This is a genomic window from Kitasatospora sp. NPDC057738 (assembly GCF_042798815.1).
In the GTDB taxonomy this organism is placed as follows: Bacteria; Actinomycetota; Actinomycetes; order Streptomycetales; family Streptomycetaceae; genus Kitasatospora; species Kitasatospora lactacystinica.
Genome location: NZ_JBHVJT010000039.1, coordinates 59,784 through 83,199, shown reverse-complemented (window position 1 = coordinate 83,199; position 23,416 = coordinate 59,784). Strand labels below are relative to the sequence as shown.

The 23,416-nt window shown below is 73.6% G+C and carries 22 protein-coding genes; 7 read left to right on the top strand and 15 right to left on the bottom strand.

Annotated elements, in window-relative coordinates; all coding sequences use genetic code 11:
- Nucleotides 1–262 precede the first annotated feature (262 nt).
- The 3 genes from ACFVGO_RS21825 to ACFVGO_RS21815 form a co-directional block, all read right to left on the bottom strand.
- A complete protein-coding gene (locus ACFVGO_RS21825; protein WP_359913217.1) occupies nucleotides 263–1,066 on the bottom strand; it encodes a DUF3710 domain-containing protein in 804 nt (267 codons plus the stop codon).
- 69 nt (nucleotides 1,067–1,135) lie between these two features.
- On the bottom strand, nucleotides 1,136–1,603 hold the full coding sequence (gene dut / locus ACFVGO_RS21820; protein WP_030239204.1) for a dUTP diphosphatase: 468 nt from the start codon (nucleotides 1,601–1,603) through the stop codon (nucleotides 1,136–1,138).
- On the bottom strand, nucleotides 1,600–2,178 hold the full coding sequence (locus ACFVGO_RS21815) for a PaaI family thioesterase (RefSeq protein WP_359913260.1): 579 nt from the start codon (nucleotides 2,176–2,178) through the stop codon (nucleotides 1,600–1,602). The genes dut and ACFVGO_RS21815 overlap by 4 nt, the downstream gene beginning before the upstream one ends.
- A gap of 135 nt (nucleotides 2,179–2,313) precedes the next feature.
- Between ACFVGO_RS21815 and ACFVGO_RS21810 the strand changes: the two genes are divergently transcribed.
- A complete protein-coding gene (locus ACFVGO_RS21810; RefSeq protein WP_380350893.1) occupies nucleotides 2,314–2,763 on the top strand; it encodes a DUF3093 domain-containing protein in 450 nt (149 codons plus the stop codon).
- Nucleotides 2,764–3,042: 279 nt separating this feature from the next.
- Here ACFVGO_RS21810 and ACFVGO_RS21805 read toward each other — a convergent pair whose 3' ends face one another.
- The 4 genes from ACFVGO_RS21805 to ACFVGO_RS21790 form a co-directional block, all read right to left on the bottom strand.
- Nucleotides 3,043–3,342, bottom strand: a complete 300-nt coding sequence (locus ACFVGO_RS21805; protein WP_329924615.1) for a DUF4193 domain-containing protein — start codon at nucleotides 3,340–3,342, stop codon at nucleotides 3,043–3,045.
- Nucleotides 3,343–3,814: 472 nt separating this feature from the next.
- Nucleotides 3,815–4,801, bottom strand: coding sequence for an acyl-ACP desaturase (locus ACFVGO_RS21800; RefSeq protein WP_380633479.1), 987 nt, complete (start codon nucleotides 4,799–4,801; stop codon nucleotides 3,815–3,817).
- A gap of 232 nt (nucleotides 4,802–5,033) precedes the next feature.
- The gene (locus ACFVGO_RS21795) at nucleotides 5,034–6,332 is read right to left on the bottom strand and encodes a HAMP domain-containing sensor histidine kinase (protein WP_359913228.1); all 1,299 of its coding nucleotides are present in this window, start codon (nucleotides 6,330–6,332) and stop codon (nucleotides 5,034–5,036) included.
- A gap of 73 nt (nucleotides 6,333–6,405) precedes the next feature.
- On the bottom strand, nucleotides 6,406–7,059 hold the full coding sequence (locus ACFVGO_RS21790) for a response regulator transcription factor (RefSeq protein ID WP_359913230.1): 654 nt from the start codon (nucleotides 7,057–7,059) through the stop codon (nucleotides 6,406–6,408).
- A 444-nt stretch (nucleotides 7,060–7,503) separates the two neighbouring features.
- Here ACFVGO_RS21790 and ACFVGO_RS21785 point away from each other — a divergent pair, with 444 nt between their 5' ends.
- The gene (locus ACFVGO_RS21785; RefSeq protein ID WP_030057688.1) at nucleotides 7,504–7,689 is read left to right on the top strand and encodes a hypothetical protein; all 186 of its coding nucleotides are present in this window, start codon (nucleotides 7,504–7,506) and stop codon (nucleotides 7,687–7,689) included.
- A 164-nt stretch (nucleotides 7,690–7,853) separates the two neighbouring features.
- Here ACFVGO_RS21785 and ACFVGO_RS21780 read toward each other — a convergent pair whose 3' ends face one another.
- The gene (locus tag ACFVGO_RS21780) at nucleotides 7,854–8,672 is read right to left on the bottom strand and encodes an inositol monophosphatase family protein (RefSeq protein WP_359913233.1); all 819 of its coding nucleotides are present in this window, start codon (nucleotides 8,670–8,672) and stop codon (nucleotides 7,854–7,856) included.
- Between the two features lie 139 nt (nucleotides 8,673–8,811).
- On the bottom strand, nucleotides 8,812–9,954 hold the full coding sequence (locus tag ACFVGO_RS21775) for a ferrochelatase (protein ID WP_359913235.1): 1,143 nt from the start codon (nucleotides 9,952–9,954) through the stop codon (nucleotides 8,812–8,814).
- Nucleotides 9,955–10,086: 132 nt separating this feature from the next.
- Here ACFVGO_RS21775 and ACFVGO_RS21770 point away from each other — a divergent pair, with 132 nt between their 5' ends.
- Both ACFVGO_RS21770 and ACFVGO_RS21765 read left to right on the top strand, forming a co-directional pair.
- Entirely contained in the window at nucleotides 10,087–11,355 is a 1,269-nt protein-coding gene (locus tag ACFVGO_RS21770) for an MFS transporter (protein ID WP_359913237.1), read from the top strand.
- A gap of 105 nt (nucleotides 11,356–11,460) precedes the next feature.
- The gene (locus tag ACFVGO_RS21765; protein WP_359913239.1) at nucleotides 11,461–12,783 is read left to right on the top strand and encodes a D-arabinono-1,4-lactone oxidase; all 1,323 of its coding nucleotides are present in this window, start codon (nucleotides 11,461–11,463) and stop codon (nucleotides 12,781–12,783) included.
- Nucleotides 12,784–12,791: 8 nt separating this feature from the next.
- On the opposite strand, the gene ACFVGO_RS21760 is transcribed toward ACFVGO_RS21765, so the two are convergent.
- Nucleotides 12,792–13,685, bottom strand: a complete 894-nt coding sequence (locus ACFVGO_RS21760; protein WP_359913242.1) for a hypothetical protein — start codon at nucleotides 13,683–13,685, stop codon at nucleotides 12,792–12,794.
- 517 nt (nucleotides 13,686–14,202) lie between these two features.
- Here ACFVGO_RS21760 and sepH point away from each other — a divergent pair.
- A complete protein-coding gene (gene sepH, locus ACFVGO_RS21755) occupies nucleotides 14,203–15,282 on the top strand; it encodes a septation protein SepH (protein ID WP_359913245.1) in 1,080 nt (359 codons plus the stop codon).
- 96 nt (nucleotides 15,283–15,378) lie between these two features.
- Here the strand turns inward: sepH and ACFVGO_RS21750 are convergent, their stop codons facing one another.
- Entirely contained in the window at nucleotides 15,379–16,257 is an 879-nt protein-coding gene (locus tag ACFVGO_RS21750) for a sulfurtransferase (RefSeq protein WP_380633475.1), read from the bottom strand.
- A gap of 239 nt (nucleotides 16,258–16,496) precedes the next feature.
- Between ACFVGO_RS21750 and ACFVGO_RS21745 the strand changes: the two genes are divergently transcribed.
- The gene (locus ACFVGO_RS21745; RefSeq protein WP_359913263.1) at nucleotides 16,497–17,240 is read left to right on the top strand and encodes a VOC family protein; all 744 of its coding nucleotides are present in this window, start codon (nucleotides 16,497–16,499) and stop codon (nucleotides 17,238–17,240) included.
- A 103-nt stretch (nucleotides 17,241–17,343) separates the two neighbouring features.
- Here the strand turns inward: ACFVGO_RS21745 and ACFVGO_RS21740 are convergent, their stop codons facing one another.
- The 4 genes from ACFVGO_RS21740 to ACFVGO_RS21725 form a co-directional block, all read right to left on the bottom strand.
- On the bottom strand, nucleotides 17,344–18,000 hold the full coding sequence (locus ACFVGO_RS21740; RefSeq protein WP_359913251.1) for a thymidine kinase: 657 nt from the start codon (nucleotides 17,998–18,000) through the stop codon (nucleotides 17,344–17,346).
- Between the two features lie 70 nt (nucleotides 18,001–18,070).
- Nucleotides 18,071–19,258: a nucleotide pyrophosphatase/phosphodiesterase family protein gene (locus ACFVGO_RS21735; protein WP_359913253.1), complete on the bottom strand. Its 1,188-nt coding sequence runs from the start codon at nucleotides 19,256–19,258 to the stop codon at nucleotides 18,071–18,073.
- 44 nt (nucleotides 19,259–19,302) lie between these two features.
- Complete coding sequence (locus ACFVGO_RS21730) at nucleotides 19,303–19,902, bottom strand: DUF5998 family protein (protein WP_359913254.1); 600 nt, start codon at nucleotides 19,900–19,902, stop codon at nucleotides 19,303–19,305.
- A 91-nt stretch (nucleotides 19,903–19,993) separates the two neighbouring features.
- Nucleotides 19,994–22,810: a GNAT family N-acetyltransferase gene (locus ACFVGO_RS21725; RefSeq protein WP_359913257.1), complete on the bottom strand. Its 2,817-nt coding sequence runs from the start codon at nucleotides 22,808–22,810 to the stop codon at nucleotides 19,994–19,996.
- Nucleotides 22,811–23,038: 228 nt separating this feature from the next.
- Between ACFVGO_RS21725 and ACFVGO_RS21720 the strand changes: the two genes are divergently transcribed.
- Nucleotides 23,039–23,320: an HPr family phosphocarrier protein gene (locus ACFVGO_RS21720; protein WP_049653316.1), complete on the top strand. Its 282-nt coding sequence runs from the start codon at nucleotides 23,039–23,041 to the stop codon at nucleotides 23,318–23,320.
- The last annotated feature ends 96 nt before the right edge of the window (nucleotides 23,321–23,416 follow it).

Below are 23,416 nucleotides of genomic sequence, written 5' to 3'. Positions count from 1 at the left end.
AGTTCTCAAGGAACGGACGCTTCCTTCGGACCGCCTTCCAGCGGACCCTCCGGGCTTCGTTCTTTCGTGTTTCCAGCTTATCAGATGTTTTCCGCCCCGTTTTCCGGAGTTTCATTCATCGGATTTGCTTTCCGCTTTGCCGCCCCGGTCTCCCGCGGCGACTCCGGAACTGTACGGGGACCGGCCCGTCACATGCAAATCGCCCCTGCCCGGGGATCCGGGCAGGGGCGATCGGTGCCGGTCGAGGCCGGTCGGAGCCGGGTCAGCGGACCTCGGTGATCTCCGGACCGCGTGCGAACGGGTCGAGCGAGGTGCCGCCGAAGCGGTTGTCGCCCTCGCCGCCGGCGGCGGCGGCCCCGCCACCGTCGGCGACCATCTGGGCATCCTCGGGAAGCTTCAGGACGATCGGGTCACGGGGAGCCATCGGGGACTCGCCGCGCACGACGACCGTCTGCCGGAAGACCTGCTCCAGGATCCCGGCCATCTCCGGCTGCACCGCGGCCTGGCCCGAGATCACACCGCGCAGGAACCAGCGCGGGCCGTCGCAGCCGACGAACCGCACCAGCTGCACACCCTGGGTGCCGTCCGGCAGCTGCACCGGGACCTGGGCGCGGAGGTGCCAGCCGAGCGGGCCCTCCTCCTCCTCGATGAGGCCGCCCTGCGAGGTGATGCCGTTGGCGATCTCCTCCCGGACCTCCCCCCAGATGCCCTCGGACTTCGGGGCCGCGAAGGCCTGGAGCTGGATGGCGCTGTTGCCGAGCACGAGGGTGGCGGCCACGATCGCGTCACCGGCGACCTCGACGCGCAGCTCCATGCCCTCGACACCGGGGACCAGCAGACCCCCGAGGTCGACTCGCCCCTCCTCGGGGTTCTCGAGCTCGGAGTGGTCCCACGGACCGTCCGGCCGGGGGGCCGGCGGCAGGCCGACCCTGTCGGCCGGGTCCAGCTCGGTCACGTTCTCGCTCTCGGCGGAACCTTCGACGTCATCGGCCGTCTCGTCGGCGCTGATGGCGTCGTCGGCGAGCTGCTCGACAGCGTCCTCGCTCTTCTGGCGACGACGGAACACGGTCACTGTCCTTCCCGGTCCAAGACCGATGCGAATACCTGCTCGGCTTCCTGCGAGGCCGCGGGCATGCTAGACCGCGGCGTGGCCGCCGGTCGACCCGAACCCGCCCTCGGCACGTGCCGACCCAGGCAGCTCCTCCACCTCGTGGAAACGGGCCTTCTCGACCTGCTGGATCACCAGCTGGGCGATCCGGTCCCCTCGGCGGAAGCTGACCCCCTCGCGCGGGTCCAGATTGACGACGATCACCTTGATCTCTCCACGGTACCCGGCATCGACCGTCCCCGGGGCGTTCACGAGGGCAACGCCGCAACGAGCTGCGAGCCCGGACCGGGGGTGGACGAAGGCCGCGTAGCCGTCCGGCAGGGCGACGGCGATGCCGGTGGGCAGGACGGCCCGCTCGCCGGGCGCCAGCTCGGCGTCGACGGTGGTGCGCAGATCGGCACCGGCGTCCCCGGGCTGCGCGTAGGCGGGCAGCGGCAGCTCGGGGTCGATGCGCTTGATCAGGACGTCCAGCTGCGGGCGGGGGGTATCACTCAAGGGTTCACCTCAAAGGCTCGTGCGCGCTTCATCAGATCCGGGTCGTCGAGGACCTTCTCGATGTCCTCGGGACGACCGTGCGTGGTGAAGTGTTCCAGCTTCACCTGGATGAAGAGGGCCTGCGCGCGGACGGCGAGCGGTCCGTCCGGGCCGCCGATCCGCGCCTCGGCGGCGCTGTAGATCTTGCGGCCGTGCACACCGGTGATCCAGGCGCGCAGGTGCAGCACCGAGTCGACGGGTACCGGGCTGAGGAAGTCGGTCTCCAGCCGGCCGGTCACGGCGGGGGCGTGCAGCAGCCAGTTGAGCGTGCCGAGGGTCTCGTCCATGGCGGTGGTCAGCAGCCCGCCGTGGGCCAGGCCCGGGCCGCCCTGGTGGGCGTCGCGGACGGCGAACTCGGCGGTGACGTCGAGTCCCTCGCCGGCGACCGCGTCGATCCGCAGGCCGCCGGGGTGCTGCGGGCCGCAGCCGAAGCAGTGCTCGTAGTGGGAGCCGAGCCGGGTGCCGGGGGCGGGCGCCCGGGGGTGGCGCTCCGGCAGGACGGCGTCCGGCGGCGGGGTGGTCGGGGTCGGCGGCATGACGGGCGCCGGCCGGTCGGTGGGGGTGCTGGGGGCTGTCGTACCGGTCACGGGGGCCAACCCTACCCAGGGGTAGGGGGCCTCCGGTGGGGGTGGCGTCCCGCGCCGGACGTCAGGGCGACCACAATGGGGGGCATGTACGACGAACGCCTCACGGTGCCGCGTTCCTGGTGGCTGCTCCCGATCGCGGTGGGTCTCACGCTCGCGCTGATCCTGATCCGGGTCAGCGGTCCGGCCGCGCTGATCGGGCTGGTGGTCGGCATCGCCGCCGGCGCGGTCGCGATCAGCAGTTACGGCTCGGCCCGCATCCGCGTGGTCCAGGGCTCACTGGTGGCCGGCCCGGCCCGGATCCCGGTGGACGCGCTCGGCGACGCTCAGGCCCTGAGCCCCGCCGAGGCGGCGGCCTGGCGCGGCCCGAAGGCCGATCCGCGCGCCTTCATGCTGCTGCGCAGCTACGTCCCGACGGCGCTGCGGGTCGAGGTGACCGACCCGGCCGACCCGACGCCGTACCTGTACCTGTCGACCCGCTCGCCGATGAAGCTGGCGGAGGCCCTGGAGGACGCCCGGCGCGGCGCCCGCACCTGAGGCGGGCCCGAGCCGGCCGGGCCAGGACCCGGGCCGGACGAAGACGCCGGCCGGACGAACCGAAGAGGCCGGACAAACGGAGAGGGACGGTTCCGCTGCTGCGGGACCGTCCCTACGACTTTGTCCTGACCGGGTTCCCGGCCGACTCCGTCCTGCCGGGCCCGTCCTGCCGGACGGTACCCGGACCTGCCGTCCGGCCCCGCTGCCCGGGGCCGGAAGGAGCGGTGTGCCGGTCCCGCGGGCGCAGCCGCGGGCACCGGGCCCTGTCCGCCGCGGTGCTCAGGCGCCGCAGTCCCGGCAGATCGGGTTGCCGTTCTTCTCGCTGTAGAGCTGGCTGCGGTGGTGAACCAGGAAGCAGCTCATGCAGGTGAACTCGTCGGCCTGCTTCGGCAGGACACGGACGGCGAGCTCCTCGTTCGAGAGGTCGGCGCCGGGAAGCTCCATGCCCTCCGCGGCGTCGAACTCGTCGACGTCGACAGAGCTGCCGCCCTTGTCGTTCCGCCGAGCCTTGAGCTCTTCGATGCTGTCCTCGTTGACGTCATCGTCGGTCTTGCGTGGGGTGTCGTAGTCGGTTGCCATTTGTCGCTCTCCCCCTCCGGGTTGTGCGGTGTGTGCGGTATCTCCAGCGCACGTAACGCATGGGGGGTCGGTCTTGTGCCCGACCCGAGGCGGAGATTTTGCCTTACTTCAAGCCCTGTTACTCAATCGACACTCAGCCCGGGCTCCATCGGGGTGATCCCCGGGCCTGCGGAAGGCCTCACGCTGGGCCATCGCCGACCCCTGTCGGACCCGATAAACCAGACACGGACAGTGAGCAAGACCGGTGCGGGCGCCTGAGAAATCCCGTGCCCACCAGGGAGACCGACCGATCCCGCGGACCGGCCGGGGGCCGAAATCCGGTCACGGACGGCGATCGGCACCCCTGGGCCGGTGATCACTCTCCGGGGTTGCCCGGAATCGCGGAGCGACACGATGTGAGCTTGGTCACGTTAAGAATCTTCCTGGTCAAATCACGGAAAATCCACCCACTCCGACCGCCCGGTGCCGGGCCTCAGCCGGCGGTCCTCCGGGCCGCGCGGCGGGCCAGCAGGGCGGCCTGGCGCTCCTCGAACTTCCGGGCCTGATCGTCCAGCCCGTCCAGGAAGACGCCCAGCTCGTTCTGCGCCAGCAGGCCCTCCGGGCCGAGCCCGCCGATCTCCATGACCTTGAGGTGGCGCAGCACCGGCTGGAGCACGTCGTCGTGGTGGATACGCAGGTTGTACACCCCGCCGATGGCGATCTGCGCGGCGGCGCGCTCGAAGCCGGGGATTCCGTGGCCGGGCATCCGGAAGTCGGTGACGACGTCAGTGACGGCCCGCATGGCCTGGTCCGGGGCGATCTCCAGGGCGGCCTTCAGCAGGTTCCGGTAGAAGACCATGTGGAGGTTCTCGTCGTTGGCGATCTTCGCCAGCAGCTGCTCGCAGAGCGGGTCGCCGGCGTACTTGCCGGTGTTGCGGTGCGCGATGCGGGTGGCGAGCTCCTGGAAGGCCACGTACGCGACCGAGTGCAGCATGCTGTGCGCGTTGTCGGACTCGAAGCCCTCGGACATGTGGCTCATCCGGGCCCGCTCCAGCTCCACCGGGTCGACCGCCCGGGTGGCGAGCAGGTAGTCGCGGATCGCTATCCCGTGGCGCCCCTCCTCGGCCGTCCAGCGGTGCACCCAGGTGCCCCAGGCGCCCTCGCGGCCGAACATGGTCGCGATCTCGTGGTGGTAGCTGGGCAGGTTGTCCTCGGTCAGCAGGTTCACCACCAGCGACACCCGGCCCACCGCCGTCACCCGGGACTGCTCCAGCGACCAGGCCTCGCCGCCCAGCACGCCGTCGAAGTCGCGGCCCTGGCTCCACGGGACGAACTCGTGGGGCATCCACTCCTTCGCCACGGCCAGGTGGCGGTTGAGCTCCTTCTCGACGACCTCTTCGAGGGCGAGGATCAGCCGCGCGTCGGTCCAGCCGCTCGCGACGAGCGGGGAGCTGCTGCTCTGCACAGGGGCGATGGTCACGGTCTTGCTCCTGAGGGGACGGCACGCGCTGGGACGGGCGCGTTGAGACGGGGACACTTCGTGCGGACCCGCCGACGGGCCGCCGACGGATTCACCTACGGTTGCGTAGGTTACGACACCGTAAGTTGCTCGGGCCGGAAAAGACAAGCCGCCCCCGCCAGGCCTTATGTCGTCTTGACGGGCCTGGCGGGGGCGGCTGGGAACGGTCGCCTACGGAAGGGTCGTTCGACCCTTACGGAGAGGGGATGCGGACCCTCATGGTGAGTCCGCCACCGGCGCGCGGCGTGGCCTCGATGGTGCCGCCGTGGGCGCGCACCACCGAGCGGACGATGGACAGGCCGAGCCCGACCCCCTTGTCGCTGCGGGTGCGGTCGGCACCCTTGATCCGGCGGAACGGCTCGAAGATGTGCTCCAGCTCGTACCCGGGCACCATCGGGCCGGTGTTGGAGACCACCAGCTCGCCGCCGCCGGGCACCGCCGTGGTGGCCAGCTCGACCCAGCCTCCCGGGGTGTTGTAGCGCACGGCGTTCTGCAGCAGGTTGAGCGCGAGGCGCTCCAGCAGCACGCCGTTGCCGGCGGCCATGGCCGGATCGAGCTTCGCGCGCAGCTCGACCTCGCGCTTGTCGGCCTCGCCGCGGGTCTGCTCCAGCGCCCGGGTGGCCACCTCGGACAGCTCCACCGGGCGCCGGTCGGTCAGCTCGTTCTCGCTGCGGGCGAGCAGCAGCAGGCCCTCGACCAGCTGCTCGCTGCGCTCGTTGGTGGCCAGCAGGGTCCTCCCCAGCTGCTGGAGGTCGGACGAGGCCGCCGGGTCGGAGAGCTGGACCTCCAGCAGGGTGCGGTTGATCGCCAGCGGGGTGCGCAGCTCGTGCGAGGCGTTGGCGACGAAGCGCCGCTGGGAGTCGAAGGAGCGGTCCAGCCGGTCCAGCATGCCGTCGAAGGTGTCGGCGAGCTCCTTGAGCTCGTCGTCCGGGCCGTCCAGCTCGATCCGGCGGTGCAGGTCGGAGGAGGCCACGTCGCGGGCGGTGCGGGTGATCCGGCCGAGCGGGCGCAGCACCCGGCCGGCCATCGCGTAGCCCGCCGCGAAGGCGATCACGGCGAGGCAGACCAGCATGGTCAGCGACTTGCGCAGCAGGGTGTTGAGCGCGGAGTTCGAGCGCGCCAGGTAGTCGGCGGCCTGCCACTGGTTGTAGTCCGCGCTGTTCATGGTGGTGCTGACGCCGTCGGGGCTGGTGACCCGGAGGCTGCCGTCGAAGACCAGCTTGCGCGGCGCCAGGTACGAGACGGCGTCCTGGAAGAACACGTACATCAGGAGCAGCAGCACCACGCCGGCCATCAGGAACATCCCGCCGTAGAGCAGGGTGAGCCGCATCCGGATGGTGGGGCGGAAGGGCAGCCAGGCGAGCATGCCGTCGCCGGGGGTGTAGTGCCCGGGGCGGTGGACGCGCGGCGGGGTCAGGGGCTTCGGCGGGACGGCACGCGGGCCGCCGGCGGGCGCGCCGGAGGCCCCGCCGGCCGGGGGCGGGGTGGTCATGATGGTCCTCTCGGGGCGTCCGCCGGGGCGGGCGCGTACGGCGGGGAGTCCGGGGTCGGGCGGACTCCGGTCGTCAGATCCGGTAGCCGGAGCCCGGCACGGTGACGATCACCGGCGGGTCGCCGAGCTTGCGGCGCAGCGTCATCACGGTGACGCGCACGACGTTGGTGAACGGGTCGGTGTGCTCGTCCCAGGCCTTCTCCAGGAGCTGCTCGGCCGAGACGACGGCGCCGCCGGCCCGCATCAGCACCTCCAGGACGGCGAACTCCTTGGGGGCGAGCTGGACGGTGCGTCCGTCGCGGATCACCTCGCGCCGGCCGGGGTCGACCGAGATGCCGGCGCGTTCCAGCACCGGGGGCAGCGGGACGGTCGCACGGCGGCCCAGCGCCCTTACCCGGGCGACGAGTTCGCTGAAGGCGAACGGCTTCGGAAGGTAGTCGTCCGCGCCGATCTCCAGGCCCTCGACCCGGTCGCTGATGTCGCCGGAGGCGGTCAGCATGATCACCCGGGTGGCCAGGCCCTGCTCGACCACCTTGCGGCAGACGTCGTCCCCGTGCACCAGCGGAAGATCGCGGTCCAGGACGACGACGTCGTAGTCGTTGACCGCGATGCGCTGGAGCGCGGCCTCCCCGTCGTACACCACGTCGACGGCCATCGCCTCGCGGCGCAGGCCGGTCGCGACGGCCTCGGCAAGCAGCTGCTCGTCCTCGACGACGAGAACCCGCACGGTCGTTGTCCCTTCTCCAGGCCGGCCCCGGAAAGCGGACGCGCGGCTCCGACGGTGCCTCCATCCTGCCTGGTCCGGCGGTAAAGCAGCGATAAGCTGCCCCTCGGGCACGGAGCCGGAGCCCCCGGCCGTCACCGTTCGCACCCGCAGCACTCCGCTTGGACTGTGACACAGGCAACTTTCTTCCGCCGGGAGGTTTCCCGCCCTCCGGGGCGGGGAGGACAGCTGCACACCCGCGATCTGGCTGACGGCCGGTCGCACCCACCCGCCGTGCGTTCATCCGCGCCGGCCCTGGGGCTGGGACATCACCGGGAGCGGCCGAAGGGCCGTCTCCGCACCTATCCGGACCTTCACCACCATCCGGGCTCGGTGCTTTCACCGGCTGGACCTCCTCGGGGCGGAGAGCGCACGACCGTGCACGTCCGACACAGTAAGGGGGCCCGTATGGACGCCTTCAAGGCCGGAATCCTGCAGCGCATAGCCAACGCCGAGCAGGATCTGCACCGCGCGATCGAGGCCGGGGACGAGTTCCTCGCCGAGGTGGAGCAGTCCGAGCTGGACGACCTCCGCCGACTCGCCGCCGAGCACGGCGTGGACACGGTGCTGGAGCGCCACCGCACCGCTGCCTGACCCGTCCGGCACACCGACCAGTCGCCGGATCTCCGGCACCAGCGGCCCTGCGGGGGCCGTGCGAAACCCAGGCCCTGGCATTCCCCGTATGCCAGGGCTCTTCGCATGTCCGGGGCCGCCCCGCCCGGACCCGCGGGTTCCGCGGGCGGGGCGGCCGGAACCGGTCAGTCCGCCCAGGCGCGCAGCGCGGCCAGCCGCTCCTGGAGCGGCTCGTACACCCCGGGGGCGGCGGCCACGGTCAGCTCGCCGTCGGGGCCGTGCCCGGGACGGCCGCCGACCAGGGCCCCGGCCTCGGCGGCGATCAGGCAGCCGGCCGCCCGGTCCCAGGGGGCGAGGCCGCGCTCGTAGTAGCCGTCCAGCCGCCCGGCGGCGACGTCGCACAGGTCCACCGCGGCCGCCCCGCCCCGGCGGATGTCGCGCACCTGCGGCATCAGCGCCAGCAGCACCTCGGCCTGCCGGACCCGCACCGACTGGACGTAGTTGAAACCGGTGGCGATCAGCGCCTGGCCCCAGGGCGGGGCCGGGCGGGCCGAGACCGGCCGGCCGTCGAGGCGGGCACCGCGGCCCAGGACGGCGTGGAACAGCTCGCCGCGGGCCGGGGCGTACACCACGCCGACGACCGCGCGGCCGTCCACCTCGGCGGCCACGCTGACCGCCCAGGAGGGCAGCCCGTACAGGTAGTTGACCGTCCCGTCGAGCGGGTCCACGACCCAGCGGACCCCGCTGGTGCCCGGCCGCTCGGCGCCCTCCTCGCCGAGGTAGCCGTCCTCCGGGCGGCGGTCGGTGATCAGCTCCAGGACGAGCTTCTCGGAGGCGAGGTCCATCTCGGTGACCACGTCGACCGGGCTGCTCTTGGTGCCGGCCACGCCGAGGTCGGCGGGGCGGCCGTCGCGCAGCAGCGCGCCGGCCTGCCGGGCCGCGTCCAGGGCGACCTCCAGCAGGTCGTCGAGGAGCCGGTCGTCGGACAGGGCGGGGGTGGGCACGGGGTTCTCCTCCGGAGCGACGGGACGGACGGGACGGCAGGACGGACGGGGCGCGCGGGGCGGCCAGGGCACGCGGGACGGACCGGGCGCGCGGGACGGACCGGGCGCGCGGGACGGACCGGGCGCGCGGGACGGGCGGTCAGTGCTCGGCGACCGCCGGACGCGGGGCGCGCGGGTTCGGGCAGCAGGCCACCGCGCACACGTCGTGGCTGGGGCCGAGGGTGCCGAGGGCGCAGCGGGTCACCCGCTCGCCGCGCTCGACGGCGGCCCGCTCCAGGACGAGCTCGCGCACCGCGGCGGTGAACCGGGGGTCGGCGCCGACGGTGGCGGCCCGGGCCACCGGCAGGCCGAGCTCGGCGGCCTTGGCCACGGCCTCGGTGTCGAGGTCGTACTTGACCTCCATGTGGTCGGAGACGAAGCCGATCGGGACCATGACCACGGCGGGCGCGCCGTCGGCGTGCTGGGCCTCCAGGTGGTCGCAGACGTCGGGTTCCAGCCACGGGGTGTGCGGGGCCCCGCTGCGGCTCTGGTACACCAGCTCCCACGGCCGCTCGGCCACGCCGGTGCGGTCGGCCACCGCGGCGGCGATCAGCCGGGCCACGTCCAGGTGCTGGGCGACGTACGCGCCGCCGGGCTCGCCGCGGGCCGGGTCGTCCGGGGCGCCGGAGGTCTCGGCCATCGAGTCCGGGACGGAGTGGGTGGTGAACGCCAGCCGGGCGCCGGGACGGACGGCCTCGGGCAGCTCCTCCAGGGCGGCCAGGACGGCGTCGGTCATCGGCTCGACGAAGCCCGGGTGGTTGTAGAAGTGCCGCAGCTTGTCGACCCGCAGAGCGGGCACGCCCTCCTCGGCGAGCGCGGCCAGCGCGTCGGCCAGGTTCTCCCGGTACTGGCGGCAGCCCGAGTAGCCGGCGTAGGCGCTGGTGGCGAGCACCGCGATCCGGCGGTGGCCGTCGGCGGCCAGCTCCCGCAGGGTGTCGACCAGGTAGGGCGCCCAGTTCCGGTTGCCCCAGTACACCGGCAGGTCCAGCCCGTGCTCGGCGAAGTCCTTGCGCAGCGCGGCGAGCAGCTCGCGGTTCTGCCCGTTGATCGGACTGACCCCGCCGAACATGAAGTAGTGCTTGCCCACCTCCTTCAGCCGCTCCTTGGGGATGCCGCGGCCGCGGGTGACGTTCTCCAGGAACGGGACGACGTCCTCGGGGCCCTCGGGCCCGCCGAAGGAGAGCAGCAGCAGGGCGTCGTACGGGGCGGCGCCGGAGGGGGAGGGTTTGCGCGCGTCGGACATGGCACCGATCCTGCCACTGAGGGGCCGGGTGCCGTCGCGGGGGCCGCGCGGGTGTCCGGAAAATACCGTTTGCCAACGTACGTAAGCTGTGTTTGCCAGCCTTGTTCCTTACTCCCCCTGCCCGGAGCTCCCGTGCTGTCCAGCTACCGCCAGATATTCGCCTCCCCCGGCACTCTGGCCTTCTCCTCCACCGGCTTCGTCTCCCGGCTGCCGATCTCCATGACCGGGATCGGCATCGTGACCATGCTGTCCCAGCTCAGAGGCTCCTACGGAGTGGCCGGCCTGGTCTCCGCCTGCCTCGCGGTCTCCGCCGCGATCCTCGGCCCCCAGGTCTCCCGGCTGGTGGACCGGCACGGCCAGCGGAGGATCATCGTCCCCGCCATGGCGATCACCATCGTCGCCGTCACCGGCCTGCTGCTCTGCGCCCGGCTGGAGGCCCCGGACTGGACGCTGTTCCTCTTCGCCGCCGGCATGGGAGTGATGCCCAGCACCGGTGCGATGGTCCGCGCCCGCTGGGCCCACCTCTACCGCGAGGACACCGGCAAGCTGCACACCGCCTACTCCTTCGAGGCCGTGGTCGACGAGGTCTGCTTCATCGTCGGCCCGATCCTCTCCATCGGCCTGGCCACCTCCGTCTTCCCCGAGGCCGGCGTGCTGCTCGCCGGGATCTTCCTCGCCGTCGGCGTGCTGCTGTTCGCCGGGCAGCGCTCCACCGAGCCGCCGGTCCACCCGGCCGCCCGGCACGCGGGCGGCTCGGTCATCCTCAACCGCGGCCTCCAGGTGCTGATCGTGACCTTCGTCGCCACCGGCGCGATCTTCGGCTCGGTCGAGGTGGTCACCGTCGCCTACGCCGAGGCCCAGGGCCACAAGTCGATCTCCAGCGTGATCCTCGCCCTGTGGGCGCTCGGCTCCTGCCTGGCCGGGGTGGTCTTCGGGACCCTCAAGCTCACCGGCTCGATGGCGGTGCGCTTCCTCGTCGGCGTCCTGTTCATGGCGGTCAGCATGGTTCCGCTGCTGCTGGTCGCCCACGCGGTGCACGGCGTCGGCGGGCTGGTCGCGGTCGGCGCCGCGCTGCTGATCGCCGGCATCGCCATCTCCCCCACCCTGATCACCGCGATGGCCCTGGTCGAACGGCTCGTCCCGGCCTCCCAGCTGACCGAGGGCATGACCTGGACCACCACCGGCCTGGCCCTCGGCGTCGCGGTCGGGTCCTCGGCCGGCGGCTGGGTGGTCGACGCCTCCGGAGCCGCCGCGGGCTACTGGGTGCCGCTGGCCGCCGGCCTGCTCGGCGTGGTCGCCGCCCTCGCCGGCCTCGCCCGGCTGCGCGCCGGACTGGCCACCGAACCCACCGCCGAGGCTGCGGCCGACGGGGCCGGACGACCCGTAGACGCCGACCGGTGAACTGACTAGTCTCTCGCCCTACCCGCGGGCCGTACCGGCGGGTAGGGCGGTAGCGCCGCCCCGGACCGCGCCGACCCGTTCGGCCACGGAGCAGGAGGCAGCGCAATGCCCCAGGCCAGTACCGCGACCCCCGCCCGGTGGACCAACTGGGCCGGCAACCAGAGCGCCCGGCCCGCCCGGGCCGCCGCCCCCGGCACCGCGGAGGAACTGGCCAAGGAGATCCTGCGGGCCGCCGAACAGGGCCGCACCGTCAAGGCCGTCGGCTCCGGCCACTCCTTCACCTCCATCGCCTCCGCCGGCGACGGCGTCCAGATCCGCCCGCACGCGCTCACCGCCGTCCGCGGGATCGACCGCGAGGCCGGCACCATCACCGTCGAGTCCGGCCTCCCGCTGCACCGGCTCAACCGGGTCCTCGCCGCCGAGGGCCTCTCGCTGACCAACATGGGCGACATCGAGGTCCAGACCGTGGCCGGCGCCACCAGCACCGGCACCCACGGCACCGGCCGCGACTCCGGCTCGCTGGCCGCCCAGATCCGCGCCCTGGAGATCGTCCTCGCCGACGGCACCGTCCGGCGCTGCTCCCCCACCGAGAACCCCCGGCTCTTCCAGGGCGCCCGGCTCGGCCTCGGCGCCCTCGGCGTGATCACCGCGCTCACCTTCGGCGTCGAGCCGGCCTTCCTGCTCACCGCGCACGAACAGCCGATGGGCTTCGACGAGGTGCTGGAGCGCCTGGACGACCTCACCGCCGTCAACGAGCACTTCGAGTTCTACTGGTTCCCGCACACCGACCGCTGCGCCACCAAGCGCAACAACCGCAGTCAGGGCCCGGCCGCCCCGCTGCCCCGGTTCAAGGAGTGGCTGGAGGACGACTTCCTCTCCAACACCGTCTGGGAGGGCGCCTGCCGGGTCGGCCGGCGCTTCCCCGGCTCGATCCCCTCCATCGCCTCGATGGCCAGCCGGGCCTGGTCCGAGCGCAGCTTCACCGACACCGCGTACAAGGTGTTCACCAGCCCGCGCAAGGTCCGCTTCGTGGAGATGGAGTACGCGGTGCCGCGCGCGGCCGTCGGCGAGGTGCTGCGCGAACTGAAGGCCCTGGTCGAGCGCTCCGACTGGAAGGTCAGCTTCCCGGTCGAGGTGCGCTTCGCCCCCGCCGACGACCTCTGGCTCTCCACCGCCTCCGGCCGGGACAGCGCCTACATCGCCGTCCACCTCTACCGGGGCACCGCCGACCAGGGCTACTTCACCGGCGTCGAACAGCTGATGACCGCCCATCAGGGCCGGCCGCACTGGGGCAAGCTGCACACCCGCGACGCCGAGTACCTGGCCGGCGTCTACCCGCGCTTCGGCGACTTCACCGCGCTGCGCGACGAGGTCGACCCGCAGCGGGTGTTCGGCAACGACTACCTGCGCCGGGTGCTGGGCGCCTAGACCGTCTCCTAGGAGGTCGCGGCGGTCCCGCCGGCCGACGGCGGGGCCACCGGCGCCTTCGCCGGCTCCTTCAGCGGCTCCCTCGCCGGGGCCTCGCTCGGCGCCGGCGGCTGCGGGGTCGTGCCGCCGCCGGGCTTCCCGCCGCCCGCCGACGGGGAGGCGCCGGCCGACGGGGTCGCGCCCGGGCCCGCCGAGGGCGAGGCCGTCCCCGCGCCGGTGCTCGGCGTGTCGCCCGGCTCCCGGCTCGGCCTGGTGGTCGCCGGGGCCGAGGCCCCGCCGGACGGCGCGGTGTCCTGGCCCGGGCGGCCGCCCGGGGCGGGCCGGTCCGTCGGGGCGTCCTGCGGCCGGTCGGACTTGTCGGACTTGGACGTCAGCGCCCCGCCGAAGGACGTGCCGTTGCCGGACTCGCCCTTGACCGTCGCCGACACCGGCTGCCCGGTGGCCAGTTCGAACGCCACGATCGGCGCCATCGCCAGCACGAAGACCAGCCCGGACACCGCCGCGTACGTCTTCCAGCCCCACCGCCGGCGCGCCCGCACCACCTGCGGCTCGTTCCACTCCGAGGTGATCACCGGCGGCTGCGCCCGCGTCCCGGACGGCCCGGTCTCCACCGGCGCCTGCCGCAGGGTGTTGACGGCCTGGTTCGGCCCCCGGTCCACCGCCTCGCGCAGCTGCTCACCGGTCCGCTTGAAGATGTGCTGGAACACCGCGCCACCGGTGGTGGCCCCGATGCTCACCACGGCGGCGCCCAGGATCGTGCCGTACACCCCCAGCTCGGAGGCCAGCAGCGCGCCCACCACCGTGGCCAGCGCACTCGCCGCGACCTGAGCCACACTCAGATCGATGCGCCTGCGCTCCTCCTTGACCTTTCCGCCCTCCTCGGCGGGGCTCCGCTCCGGCATCAACATCCCTCGGTCCGTACGACTGTTCCTCGAACAAGGCTCTCCATCTTGCACAAAGAAGGACACAAGGGACGAAAATGCGGTTCTCCGCACCCGGATTGTGTGAAGATGATCACCGTTCATCCGACGGTGGTCCGCCATTGGGGGAGCGCGCTCTTGAGATTCCCGTGAATCGCGGGAGACTTGAGCGGCGAGCCGCCCCGCTGGATGCCACGAATGGAGTACTGTTCGTAAAGCCCGAGCCTTGGGTCGACTTGTCGACTACGTCTACACCGGTAGCTTGACGAGGAGCCACTGAACGGGCACGCACGGCGACGCCGGTCCCGGATCGTCGCGAACACTCCGCGTGCGAGGACGGCCGGGACACCCAGGCGCGACGCCGACGGACGGCGTGGCAAAAAGGCAACCGTGCCACAGCGGCGCGCGCGGGCATAAGCCCGACACGCCGGGGAACTCAGCAAGGTTGTGGCCAGTCGCCAGTGGGCAGGCCACACTCAGTACGGGAGCAGCGACGCAGGTGACGTCGGCAGGCACCACCCGGGAGGTAACCGTGCCCGAACTGCGGGTTGTGGCCGTCAGCAACGACGGCACACGGCTGGTGCTCAAGGCTGCCGACAGCACGGAGTACACCCTTCCCATCGATGAGCGGCTGCGTGCCGCCATCCGCGGGGACCGTCCGCGCCTCGGCCAGATCGAGATCGAGGTCGAGAGCCATCTGCGGCCCCGGGACATCCAGGCCCGGATACGAGCCGGTGCCTCCGCCGAGGAGGTCGCCCAGGCGGCCGGCATCTCCGTCGACCGCGTCCGCCGCTTCGAGGGCCCGGTGCTCGCCGAGCGCGCCTTCATGGCCGAGCGCGCCCGCAAGACCGCGATCCGCCGCAACGGCGAGTCCCCCGGTCCGCAGCTCGGCGAGGCCGTCGCCGAGCGGCTCGCGCTGCGCGGCGCCGAGAAGGAGACCGAGCGCTGGGACTCCTGGCGGCGCGACGACGGCACCTGGGAGGTCATCCTCTCCTACCGGGCCGACGGCGAGGGCCGCAGCGCCTCCTGGACGTACGACCCGCCCCGGCGCCTGGTCCAGCCCAACGACGACGAGGCCCGCGCGCTGATCGGCGAGAACGTCGAGCGCGAGGAGGAGTCGGTCTTCCCGTTCATCCCGCGGATCGCCCGGCTCCCCCACGAGCGGCCGCCCCGCCCGATGATCGACCGGCCCTCGGCCGACCGCATCATGTCGGCCCGCGAGGTCCGCGAGTCGCGGGAGGCCACCGCCGAGGCCCGGGACTCGCTGACCAGCCTGCTCGACGTGGTCCCCGCCTTCCGCGGCGACCTCGCCGTCGGCGCCCCCGCCCCGATCGAACCGGTGCCCGCCGAGGTCGCCGAGGAGAGCGAGGAGGCCGCTGCGGCGGCCGCCCCGGCCGTCGGCGCGGGCTCGGCCTACGCCGACATCCTGATGCCGCGCGCCGTCGCCCCGCACCGTGAGCGCCTGGTCGGCACCACCGACCGGCAGGCCGAGGCGGACGGCGTCCGGCCCGGCCGCCGGGCCACCGTGCCCAGCTGGGACGAGATCGTCTTCGGCAGCCGGCGCAAGAAGCAGGAGTAGTAGCGCAGCAGCACGCTGGTGGGGGGCGTCGGCCGAGCCGGCGCCCCCTACCGCTGCGCACCCGTCGGGGGATCCCGCCGCAGGGTGCGCGCAGGCTCAGCCCGGCTGCTCGGTGACCGCCACCGGACGCGACTCGTCGCTCGACCACTCGCTCCACGAGCCCGGGTACAGCACGGCCGGCAGACCCGCCACCTCCAGCGCCAGGATCTGGTGCGCCGCCGTCACGCCCGAACCGCAGTACACCGCGGTCTCCCGCTCCCCCGCGCCCAGCGCCCGGAACCGGGCGGCCAGCTCGGCGGCCGGCCGGAACCGGCCGTCCGGGCCCACGTTCCCGGCCGTCGGCGCCGAGACCGCGCCCGGGATGTGCCCGGCCCGCGGGTCCACCGGCTCGCTCTCGCCCCGGTAGCGCTCCCCGGACCGGGCGTCCAGCAGCAGGCCGCCGCGCGCCAGGGCCGCGGCGCCGTCCCCGTCCACCGTCGGCAGCTGCCCCGGCACCGGCTTGAAGTCGCCCTCCCCCGGCTCCGGCGGCTCGGTCGACACCGGCAGCCCGGCCCCCTGCCAGGCCGCGAACCCGCCGTCCAGCACCCGGACGTCCCGGTGCCCGGCCCAGCGCAGCAGCCACCAGGCCCGGGCCGCCGCCATCGAGGCCGCGCCGTCGTACACCACGACCGGGCGCAGCGCACTCACCCCGAAGCGGCGCATCGCCGCGCCGAACTCCCTAGGGTCGGGCAGGGGGGGGAGGCGGCCACGGCCGGGGGCGCGGGGCGGGGCGGCCAGGTCCCGGTCCAGCTCGACGAAGTGGGCGCCGGGCAGGTGACCGGCCCGGTACTCCTCGGCCGCGGTCGGGCCGCCCGGCGCGGCGCCGACCAGCTGGTAGCGCACGTCCAGCAGCACCGGCGGCAGCGCGGAGGCCAGCGCCTCCCGCAGCTCGGCCGCGGAGATCAGCGGGGAACCGTCGTTGTAGGTGGTGGTCATGGCGGCCATTGTCGCGCAGCGCGGCGCCGGCGACGGGGCATCCGGCTCCTTGCCGTAGTCCGACCCGCGAAATCCGACGGAATCCGTCGGGACACGCCCGAACCGCCGCTCTTTGTGGGGTCTTTGCCGGATTCTCCGCGCGGCCCGAGGGTTGGGCGCCCGCCAGGGTGGAAGCATCACCCTCGCGCGCGTGGATTTCCGTGCGCCAACCACCCACGAGGAGGCCCGCATTGCCCGCCGTGGAACTCCGACTGGCCCAGGGCACGCCCTGCTGGGTCAGCCTGCTGACCGACGACCTGCCCGGCGCCCGCGCCTTCTACGGCGCCCTGCTCGGCTGGACGTACACGCCCGGGCCCGGGCAGCTCGGCGACTACGTCCGGGCCGAGCTCGACGGAGCGCCGGTGGCCGGCCTCGGCGTCTCCACCGCCACCGGCTTCCCGGTGCAGTGGACCACCTACTTCGCCGTGGACGACGCCGACCGCACCGCCCAGCTGGTCCGCGAGTGCAGCGGGACCGTCGCCGTCGGACCGCTCCAGGCCGAACGCGCCGGGCGGATGGCCATCGCCGCCGACGTCTCCGGTGCGGTCTTCGGCCTCTGGCAGGGCGAGGAGCACCTCGGCCGGGAGGCCGGCCGCGAACCGGGCGCCCCGGCCTGGGCCGAACTGCTCACCCCCGACGCACAGGGCGCCGCCGCCTTCTACTCCACCGTGTTCGGCCGCCCGGTCCGCTCCACCGCGGACGAGACCGCACTGCTGGTGAACGAGCGGCCGGTCGCCGGCATCCGGCACCGCGCCGAGCTGCGCGGCCACCCGCCGCGCTGGCGCACCCACTTCGTGGTCCGCGACGCCGGGCTGGCCGCCCGTCACGCCGTGGAGCTCGGCGGCCGGGTCCTGGTCGAACCGCACGACACCGCCCGCGGCCGCGCCGCCCGGCTCGCCGACCCGCAGGGCGGGCACTTCTCCGTGCTGGAAGTGATTCCGTAGCGGCCGCGGCCGTCCGGGGGGCGCCGGTGCCTGCGGGCCGCCGGCCCTCCCGGGCCTGCTGCTCCGCTCCGGCCTGCCGGTCCCCTCGGGCCTGCCGTTCCCCTCAGGCCTGCTGCTCCTCGAAGGGCAGCACGTCCGGGGAGAGCACCGAGGCGCGCGCCGTCGCGGCGGTCAGCCGGCGGCGGTGGTGGCGGCGGCACAGCACCTCGTAGCCGACCTCGTCCCGGTCCACCGAGATGTCGCCGATCACCACCTGCGCGCCCTCGACCACCATCACGCCGCCGACCGTCCGGGCGTTGTGGGTGGCCCGGGCGCCGCACCAGCACAGCGCCTCGACCTGGAGCACCTCCACCCGGTCGGCCAGCTCGATCAGCCGCTGCGAGCCCGGGAACAGCCGGGTGCGGAAGTCGGTGGTGATGCCGAAGGTGTAGACGTCGATGCCCATCTCGTCCACCACCCGGGCCAGCTGGTCGACCTGTTCGGCGGCGAAGAACTGCGCCTCGTCGCAGATCAGGTAGTCCACCCGCCCGCCGGCCGAGATCCGCTGCACCACGTGCGCGTGGAAGTCGAAGTCGTCCGTCACCTCGACCGCGTCGGCGCGCAGGCCCAGCCGGCTGGAGATCGTCGCCGCGCCCGCCCGGTCGTTGCGGGTGAGGATCACGCCCTGCCGGCCGCGCGCGGTGTGGTTGTGGTCCATCTGCAGCGCCAGCGTCGACTTGCCGCAGTCCATCGTGCCCGAGAAGAACACCAGTTCAGCCATGGGTGGAGCAAAGGCCTTTCAAATCAAGGGAGTTCGGGCACAGATAAGTCAAGTGGGCGGCGCGGCCCGGCTAACCGCGGACTTCGAGCAGCGGCACGAACTGCTCGACCGGGGTCATCGAACCGTGCAGACCGATCATCGCGGACTCGCCGGGCTCGTTGCGGGAGGCGACGATCGCGATGTCGTCGCGCGCCGCGGCCACCACGTCGCCGATCCGGGCGTACACCCGCTCGTCCACCGTCGGACCGAACCAGCCCGCCTCGATCGCCCGGTCCCGGGTGGCCACCCACATCCGGTCGCCCAGCACCTCGCTCCAGACCGCGTGCACATCGGCCGCCGCACCGGGCACCGCGTACACGTGCCGGGCCCGGCCCTCGCCGCCGAGCAGGGCGACGCCGGCGCCCAGCTCCCAGTCCTCGTCGAAGTCGATCCGGTCCTCCGGCGCGATGTCGATCATGCCGTGGTCGGCCGTCACGTACATCGCCGAGCGCGGCGGCAGCTGCGCGGCCAGCCGGCGGGCCAGCCGGTCCACCGCGTCCAGCGTCATCCGCCACTCGTCCGAGTCCACCCCGAAGCGGTGGCCCGCACCGTCCAGCTCGCTGACGTAGGTGTACACCAGCGCCCGGTCGTGCTCGGCCAGCCAGGAGGCCGCCAGGTCCATCCGCTCCTCGCCCGTGGTGCGGCCGAGGAAGGTGCCGCCGGACAGCGCCACCCTGGTCAGCGGGGTCTGGGCGAACAGCGGGGACGAGACCTGCGCGGTCGCCACCCCGGCCTGGTGGGTCCGCTCGAAGACCGTCGGGTACGGCTGCCAGGCGTGCGGGTCGGTCGGCGGCTGCCAGCGCAGCTGGTTCATCAGGTAGCCGGCGCCCGGCACCGCCACCGTGTACCCGGCCAGGCCGTGCAGGCCCGGCGGCGTGCCGGTGCCGACCGAGGCCAGCGAGGTCGCCGTGGTCGACGGGAAGCCCGCGGTCAGCGGACGGCCGCTGCCGCCCAGCGAACTCCCGACGAGCGAGGACAGGAACGGCGCGTACTCGGGGTGGCGCAGCAGCAGCTCCCAGCCCAGGCCGTCCACCAGGAACACCACCACCCGGTCCGCCGGGGCGATCGGGAGCGTCGCGGTGAACCCGGGGACGCCCAGCCCCGCCGCCACCGAGGGCAGCAGGTCGCACAGCGAGCCGCTGCCGTACGGGGGCGCGGGGGCCGTGGCCGGGTCAAGGATCTCGAAGGCGTCGTAGCCGTCGGCAGGAACGAAGGACATGGAACCGGATTCGTAGCGGTGCGGTCGGTCGGATGCGGCGGAGCTCAGACCCGCGGGCTGGTGCTGATCGTCGCGTCGGACAGCGCCCGGGCGAACACCAGCGCCTGGGCCACCGTCTCCGGGCCGTCGCCGGCCTCGCTCACCCGCAGGGAGAGGTCGTCGGCCGTGGCCGAGCCGGTGTAGCCGTGGTCGGCCTCGCAGTTCGGGTCCGAGCAGCCGGCCGGCTCCAGGTCCAGGCGCTGCACCGCGCCCCAGCCGATCGTCAGCACCACCTCGCGCGGCAGGGTGCCCGGGGTGTACGTCTCGGGGTTCGCCACCATCCGGCTCAGCACGACCGAACCGATCCGGTCCAGCCGGACGCTCTCCGTCGACGTCGTCGCGAACGGCACCGCCGGGCTGCCCTCGGCCCCGGACTGCTCGTCGGTGTGACTCACCACGAACCGGGTCGGGGTGAGCACCAGCACCGTCACGTGCCGGCGCACCTCGTTGGCGTCGAACGTCGTCTCCTGGTGCACCAGGTAGGAGCTGATCGGCTCCGGGCCCACCGCGGACTCGACCGCCTCGGACACCAGGGCCGGGTAGTAGCCGCTGCGCTCGATAGCCGAGCGCAGGTCCTGAGTGGTGGTGGTACCGGTCTTCGCCATATCTCCATCCTGGCATGGTCCGCCGACGAAGCGGGCGGCACGGCGCCGAGCTTCGGACAACAGCGCCCGGGCAGGGCGCAACCAAGGAAGGTTACAGCGTGCTCATCGCGCGCGGGCCCAGATCGCTGCGGACCGGCAGGGGTGCGACCCGTACCCGCGCCCCCAGGATCGCCAGTCCGTGCGGGGCCACGACCACCGGTTCGAGATCCACCGAGGCGATCTCCGGAACGTCGTCCACCAGCTGCGAGACCCGCAGCAGCAGTTCCTCCAGCGCGCCGGTGTCCACCGCCTCGGCGCCGCGCCAGCCGAACAGCAGCGGCGCCGCCCGGACCTCCCGGATCAGCCCGGCGACGTCCTGGTCGGTGGCCGGAACCAGCCGGTGCGCCGTGTCGCCCAGCAGTTCGGCCGGCGCACCGGCCAGGCCGAAGGAGAGGATCGCGCCGACCGCCGGGTCCACCGTGGCGGCGATCACGGTGTCCACGCCGCGCGGCGCCATCCGCTGGACCACCAGCTCGGCCTGCGCGGCGCCGCCGAGCAGCGCGTCCAGTTCGCGGTGGGCGCGGCGCAGGACCGCCTCGTCGGTCAGGTCCAGCCGGACGCTGCCCAGGTCGGGGCGGTGGCGCAGGTGCGGGGCGGTCGCCTTGAGGGCCACCGGGTAGCCGAGCGTCCCCGCGGCCCGTACGGCCGTCTCCTCGTCCGGGGCCGGCCGCACCGGGGAGACGTCGATCCCGTAGCGGGCCAGCAGCTCCTGGGCCCCGGCCTCGGGCAGGGTGATCCGGGCGCCGCCGGGCTGGGTGCGCGCGGCCACCGCGGCCCGGGTGCTCAGCGCCGCCTCCACCAGCCGGCGGGCGCCGGGCTCGTCGATCCGGTCCAGCTCGGGGACGCGCGCCGTCTCCTCGGCCTCGGCCGTGCGGCGGCGCCACTGCGCGTAGTGCACGGCGTGGGTGAGGGCGTTCACGGCCCGCTCGGGCGCCGCGTAGGCGGGGATGCCGCCGGGGCGCAGCCGGGTCGGCAGGTCGGTCAGCGCCAGGTGGGTGAGCAGCAGCGGCTTGCCCAGCTCCCGGGCGCGCAGGGCCGCTTCGAGCAGGGCGGCGGCGATCTCCGGGTCGTCCGAGCCCATCGCCGGGTCGTCCTCGCCGGTCAGCCGGCCGCCCATGAAGGCGTGGGCGGAGGTGCCGATCGGCGGGATGGCGACGGCGATCACCGCGTCCACGGCCGGGTCGGCGAGCGCGACGTCCAGCGCGATCCGGAAGTTCTCGCCGGTCGCGGCGGTGGTGAGGTCGACGGGAGTGCACGGGCGCAGGCCGGCGCTCAGCAGGGCGTCGTAGGTGAGCAGGCCGAGCGAGTCGGAGTTGCCGACCACCGCGACCCGGTCCCCCGGTGGCAGCGGCTGCTGGGCCAGCAGCTCGCCGGTGTCGTACAGCTCGGTGATCGTCGCCACCCGGGTGACGCCCGCCTGTTCGAACAGCGCGTCCACGGTGGCGTCGCGCAGGCCGGTGGCGGTGGCGGGGACGGCGTGGCCGGGCGGCAGGCTGCCGGTGTGCCGGGCGCCCTTGACCACCACGACCGGCTTGACGGCGGCCAGCCGGCGGGCGATCCGGGTGAACTTGCGCGGGTTGCCGAAGGACTCCAGGTACAGCAGCACCACCTGGGTGGCGTCGTCCTCGGCCCAGTACTGGAGGAAGTCGTTGCCGGAGACGTCGGAGCGGTTGCCGACCGAGGCGAAGGAGGAGACGCCGAGGCCGCGCTTGTGGGCGGCCTCCAGCAGGGCCACGCCGATCGCGCCGGACTGGCAGAAGATCCCGAAGCCGCCGCTACCGGGCAGGCGCGGGGCGAGCGAGGCGTTCAGCGGGTGCTGCGGGTCGGTGTTGATCAGGCCGAAGGCGTTCGGGCCGATCACCCGCATGCCGGCCGCGCGGGCCTGGCGGACCAGCGCGCGCTGGCGGTCCCGGCCCTCCGGGCCGGTCTCCGCGTAGCCGGCGGTGACCACCACCAGGCCCTGCACCCCGTGGGCGCCGCACTCGGCGACGGCGGCCGGGACGGCGCCCTCGGGGACGGCGATCACGGCGAGGTCCACCGGTCCGGGAATGTCCAGAATCGAACGGTGGACCGGGACGCCATCCAGCTCGGTGCCGGGCGCGGCGTTGCGGTTCACCGCGTACACCGCGCGGTCGGCCGGGGCGTCGTCCCCCAGCAGGTCGCGCAGGATGGCCCGGCCGACGGTCTGCGGGGTGCGGGAGACCCCGATCACCGCCACCGAGCGCGGGGTGAGCAGCCGCTGCACCGAGCGCGCCTCGGCGCGGTGCTCGCGGGCGCGCATCACGGCGAGCGAGCGGTCGGTCTGTTCGAGGTCGAACTCCAGGTGCACCACGCCGTCGGCGAAGCTGCGGTGCTGGGTGTACCCGGCGTCGGTGAAGACCTTCACCATTTTCCGGTTCTCCGGCAGCACTTCGGCCTGGAAGCGGCGGATGCCGCGCTCCTGCGCGACCGCCGCGATGTGCTCCAGCAGGGCGGAGGCCACGCCGCGGCCCTGGTGGGCGTCCTGCACCAGGAACGCCACCTCGGCGTCGGTGCCGGTGTCGCAGGGGCGGCCCTCGGCGTCGATCCGGTCGTACCGGACGGTGGCGATGAAGCGGTCCCGGACCACCACCGCGAGGCCCACCCGGTTCACGAAGTCGTGGTGGGTGAAGCGGCGGACGTCCTTGTCGGAGAGCCGCGGATAGGGGGCGAAGAAGCGGAAGTACTTGGACTGGTCCGACACCTGCTCGTAGAACTCCACGAGCCGGCCGGCGTCGGCGGGGGTGATCGGCCGGATCCGGGCCGTGCCGCCGTCACGCAGCAGGATGTCCGCTTCCCAGTGCTGCGGATAGTCGGGTTGCTCGGGGTTCGCCACTGCGGGGTCTTCCACATTCGTCAGGTTATCCGGCGGCGGGCCGAATGGCGCCGGGCGCGTGCTCACGGCAGGGTGGACAGCGCCATCGACCGGGTTTTATGCCCCGAAAAGAAACAATCACAACTCCTGAACGCGGCGGTTTCCAGGGGCCGCCTGCGTGCAACACTGGTCTAGACAACATGGCCGCTTCCCCCGCTCCCCCTGAGCACGGCCGTGACCAGCTTCACCGGAAAGGCACGTCTCATGGCTGAGCGCCGCGTCACCATCGGTTGGGCCGAGGGCCTGCACGCCCGTCCCGCCTCCGTCTTCGTCCGGGCCGTCACGGCCACCGGCGTGCCGATCACCATCGCCAAGCCCGGCGGCAACCCGGTCAACGCCGCCTCCATGCTCGGCCTCCTCGGCCTGGGCGCCCAGGGCGGCGACGAGGTCATCCTCGCCTCCGACGCCGAGAACGCCGACGACGCCCTCGACCGCCTCGCCAAGCTCGTCTCCGAAGGCCTCGACGAGCTCCCCGCCGCGGCCTGAGCCTCGCAGCACACACCCGATCGGGGGGGGGGGGGAGGAAGGGGGGGGGGGGGGGGGAGAAAAGAGGGGGGGGGGCGTCCCCCCCCCCCCCCCTCC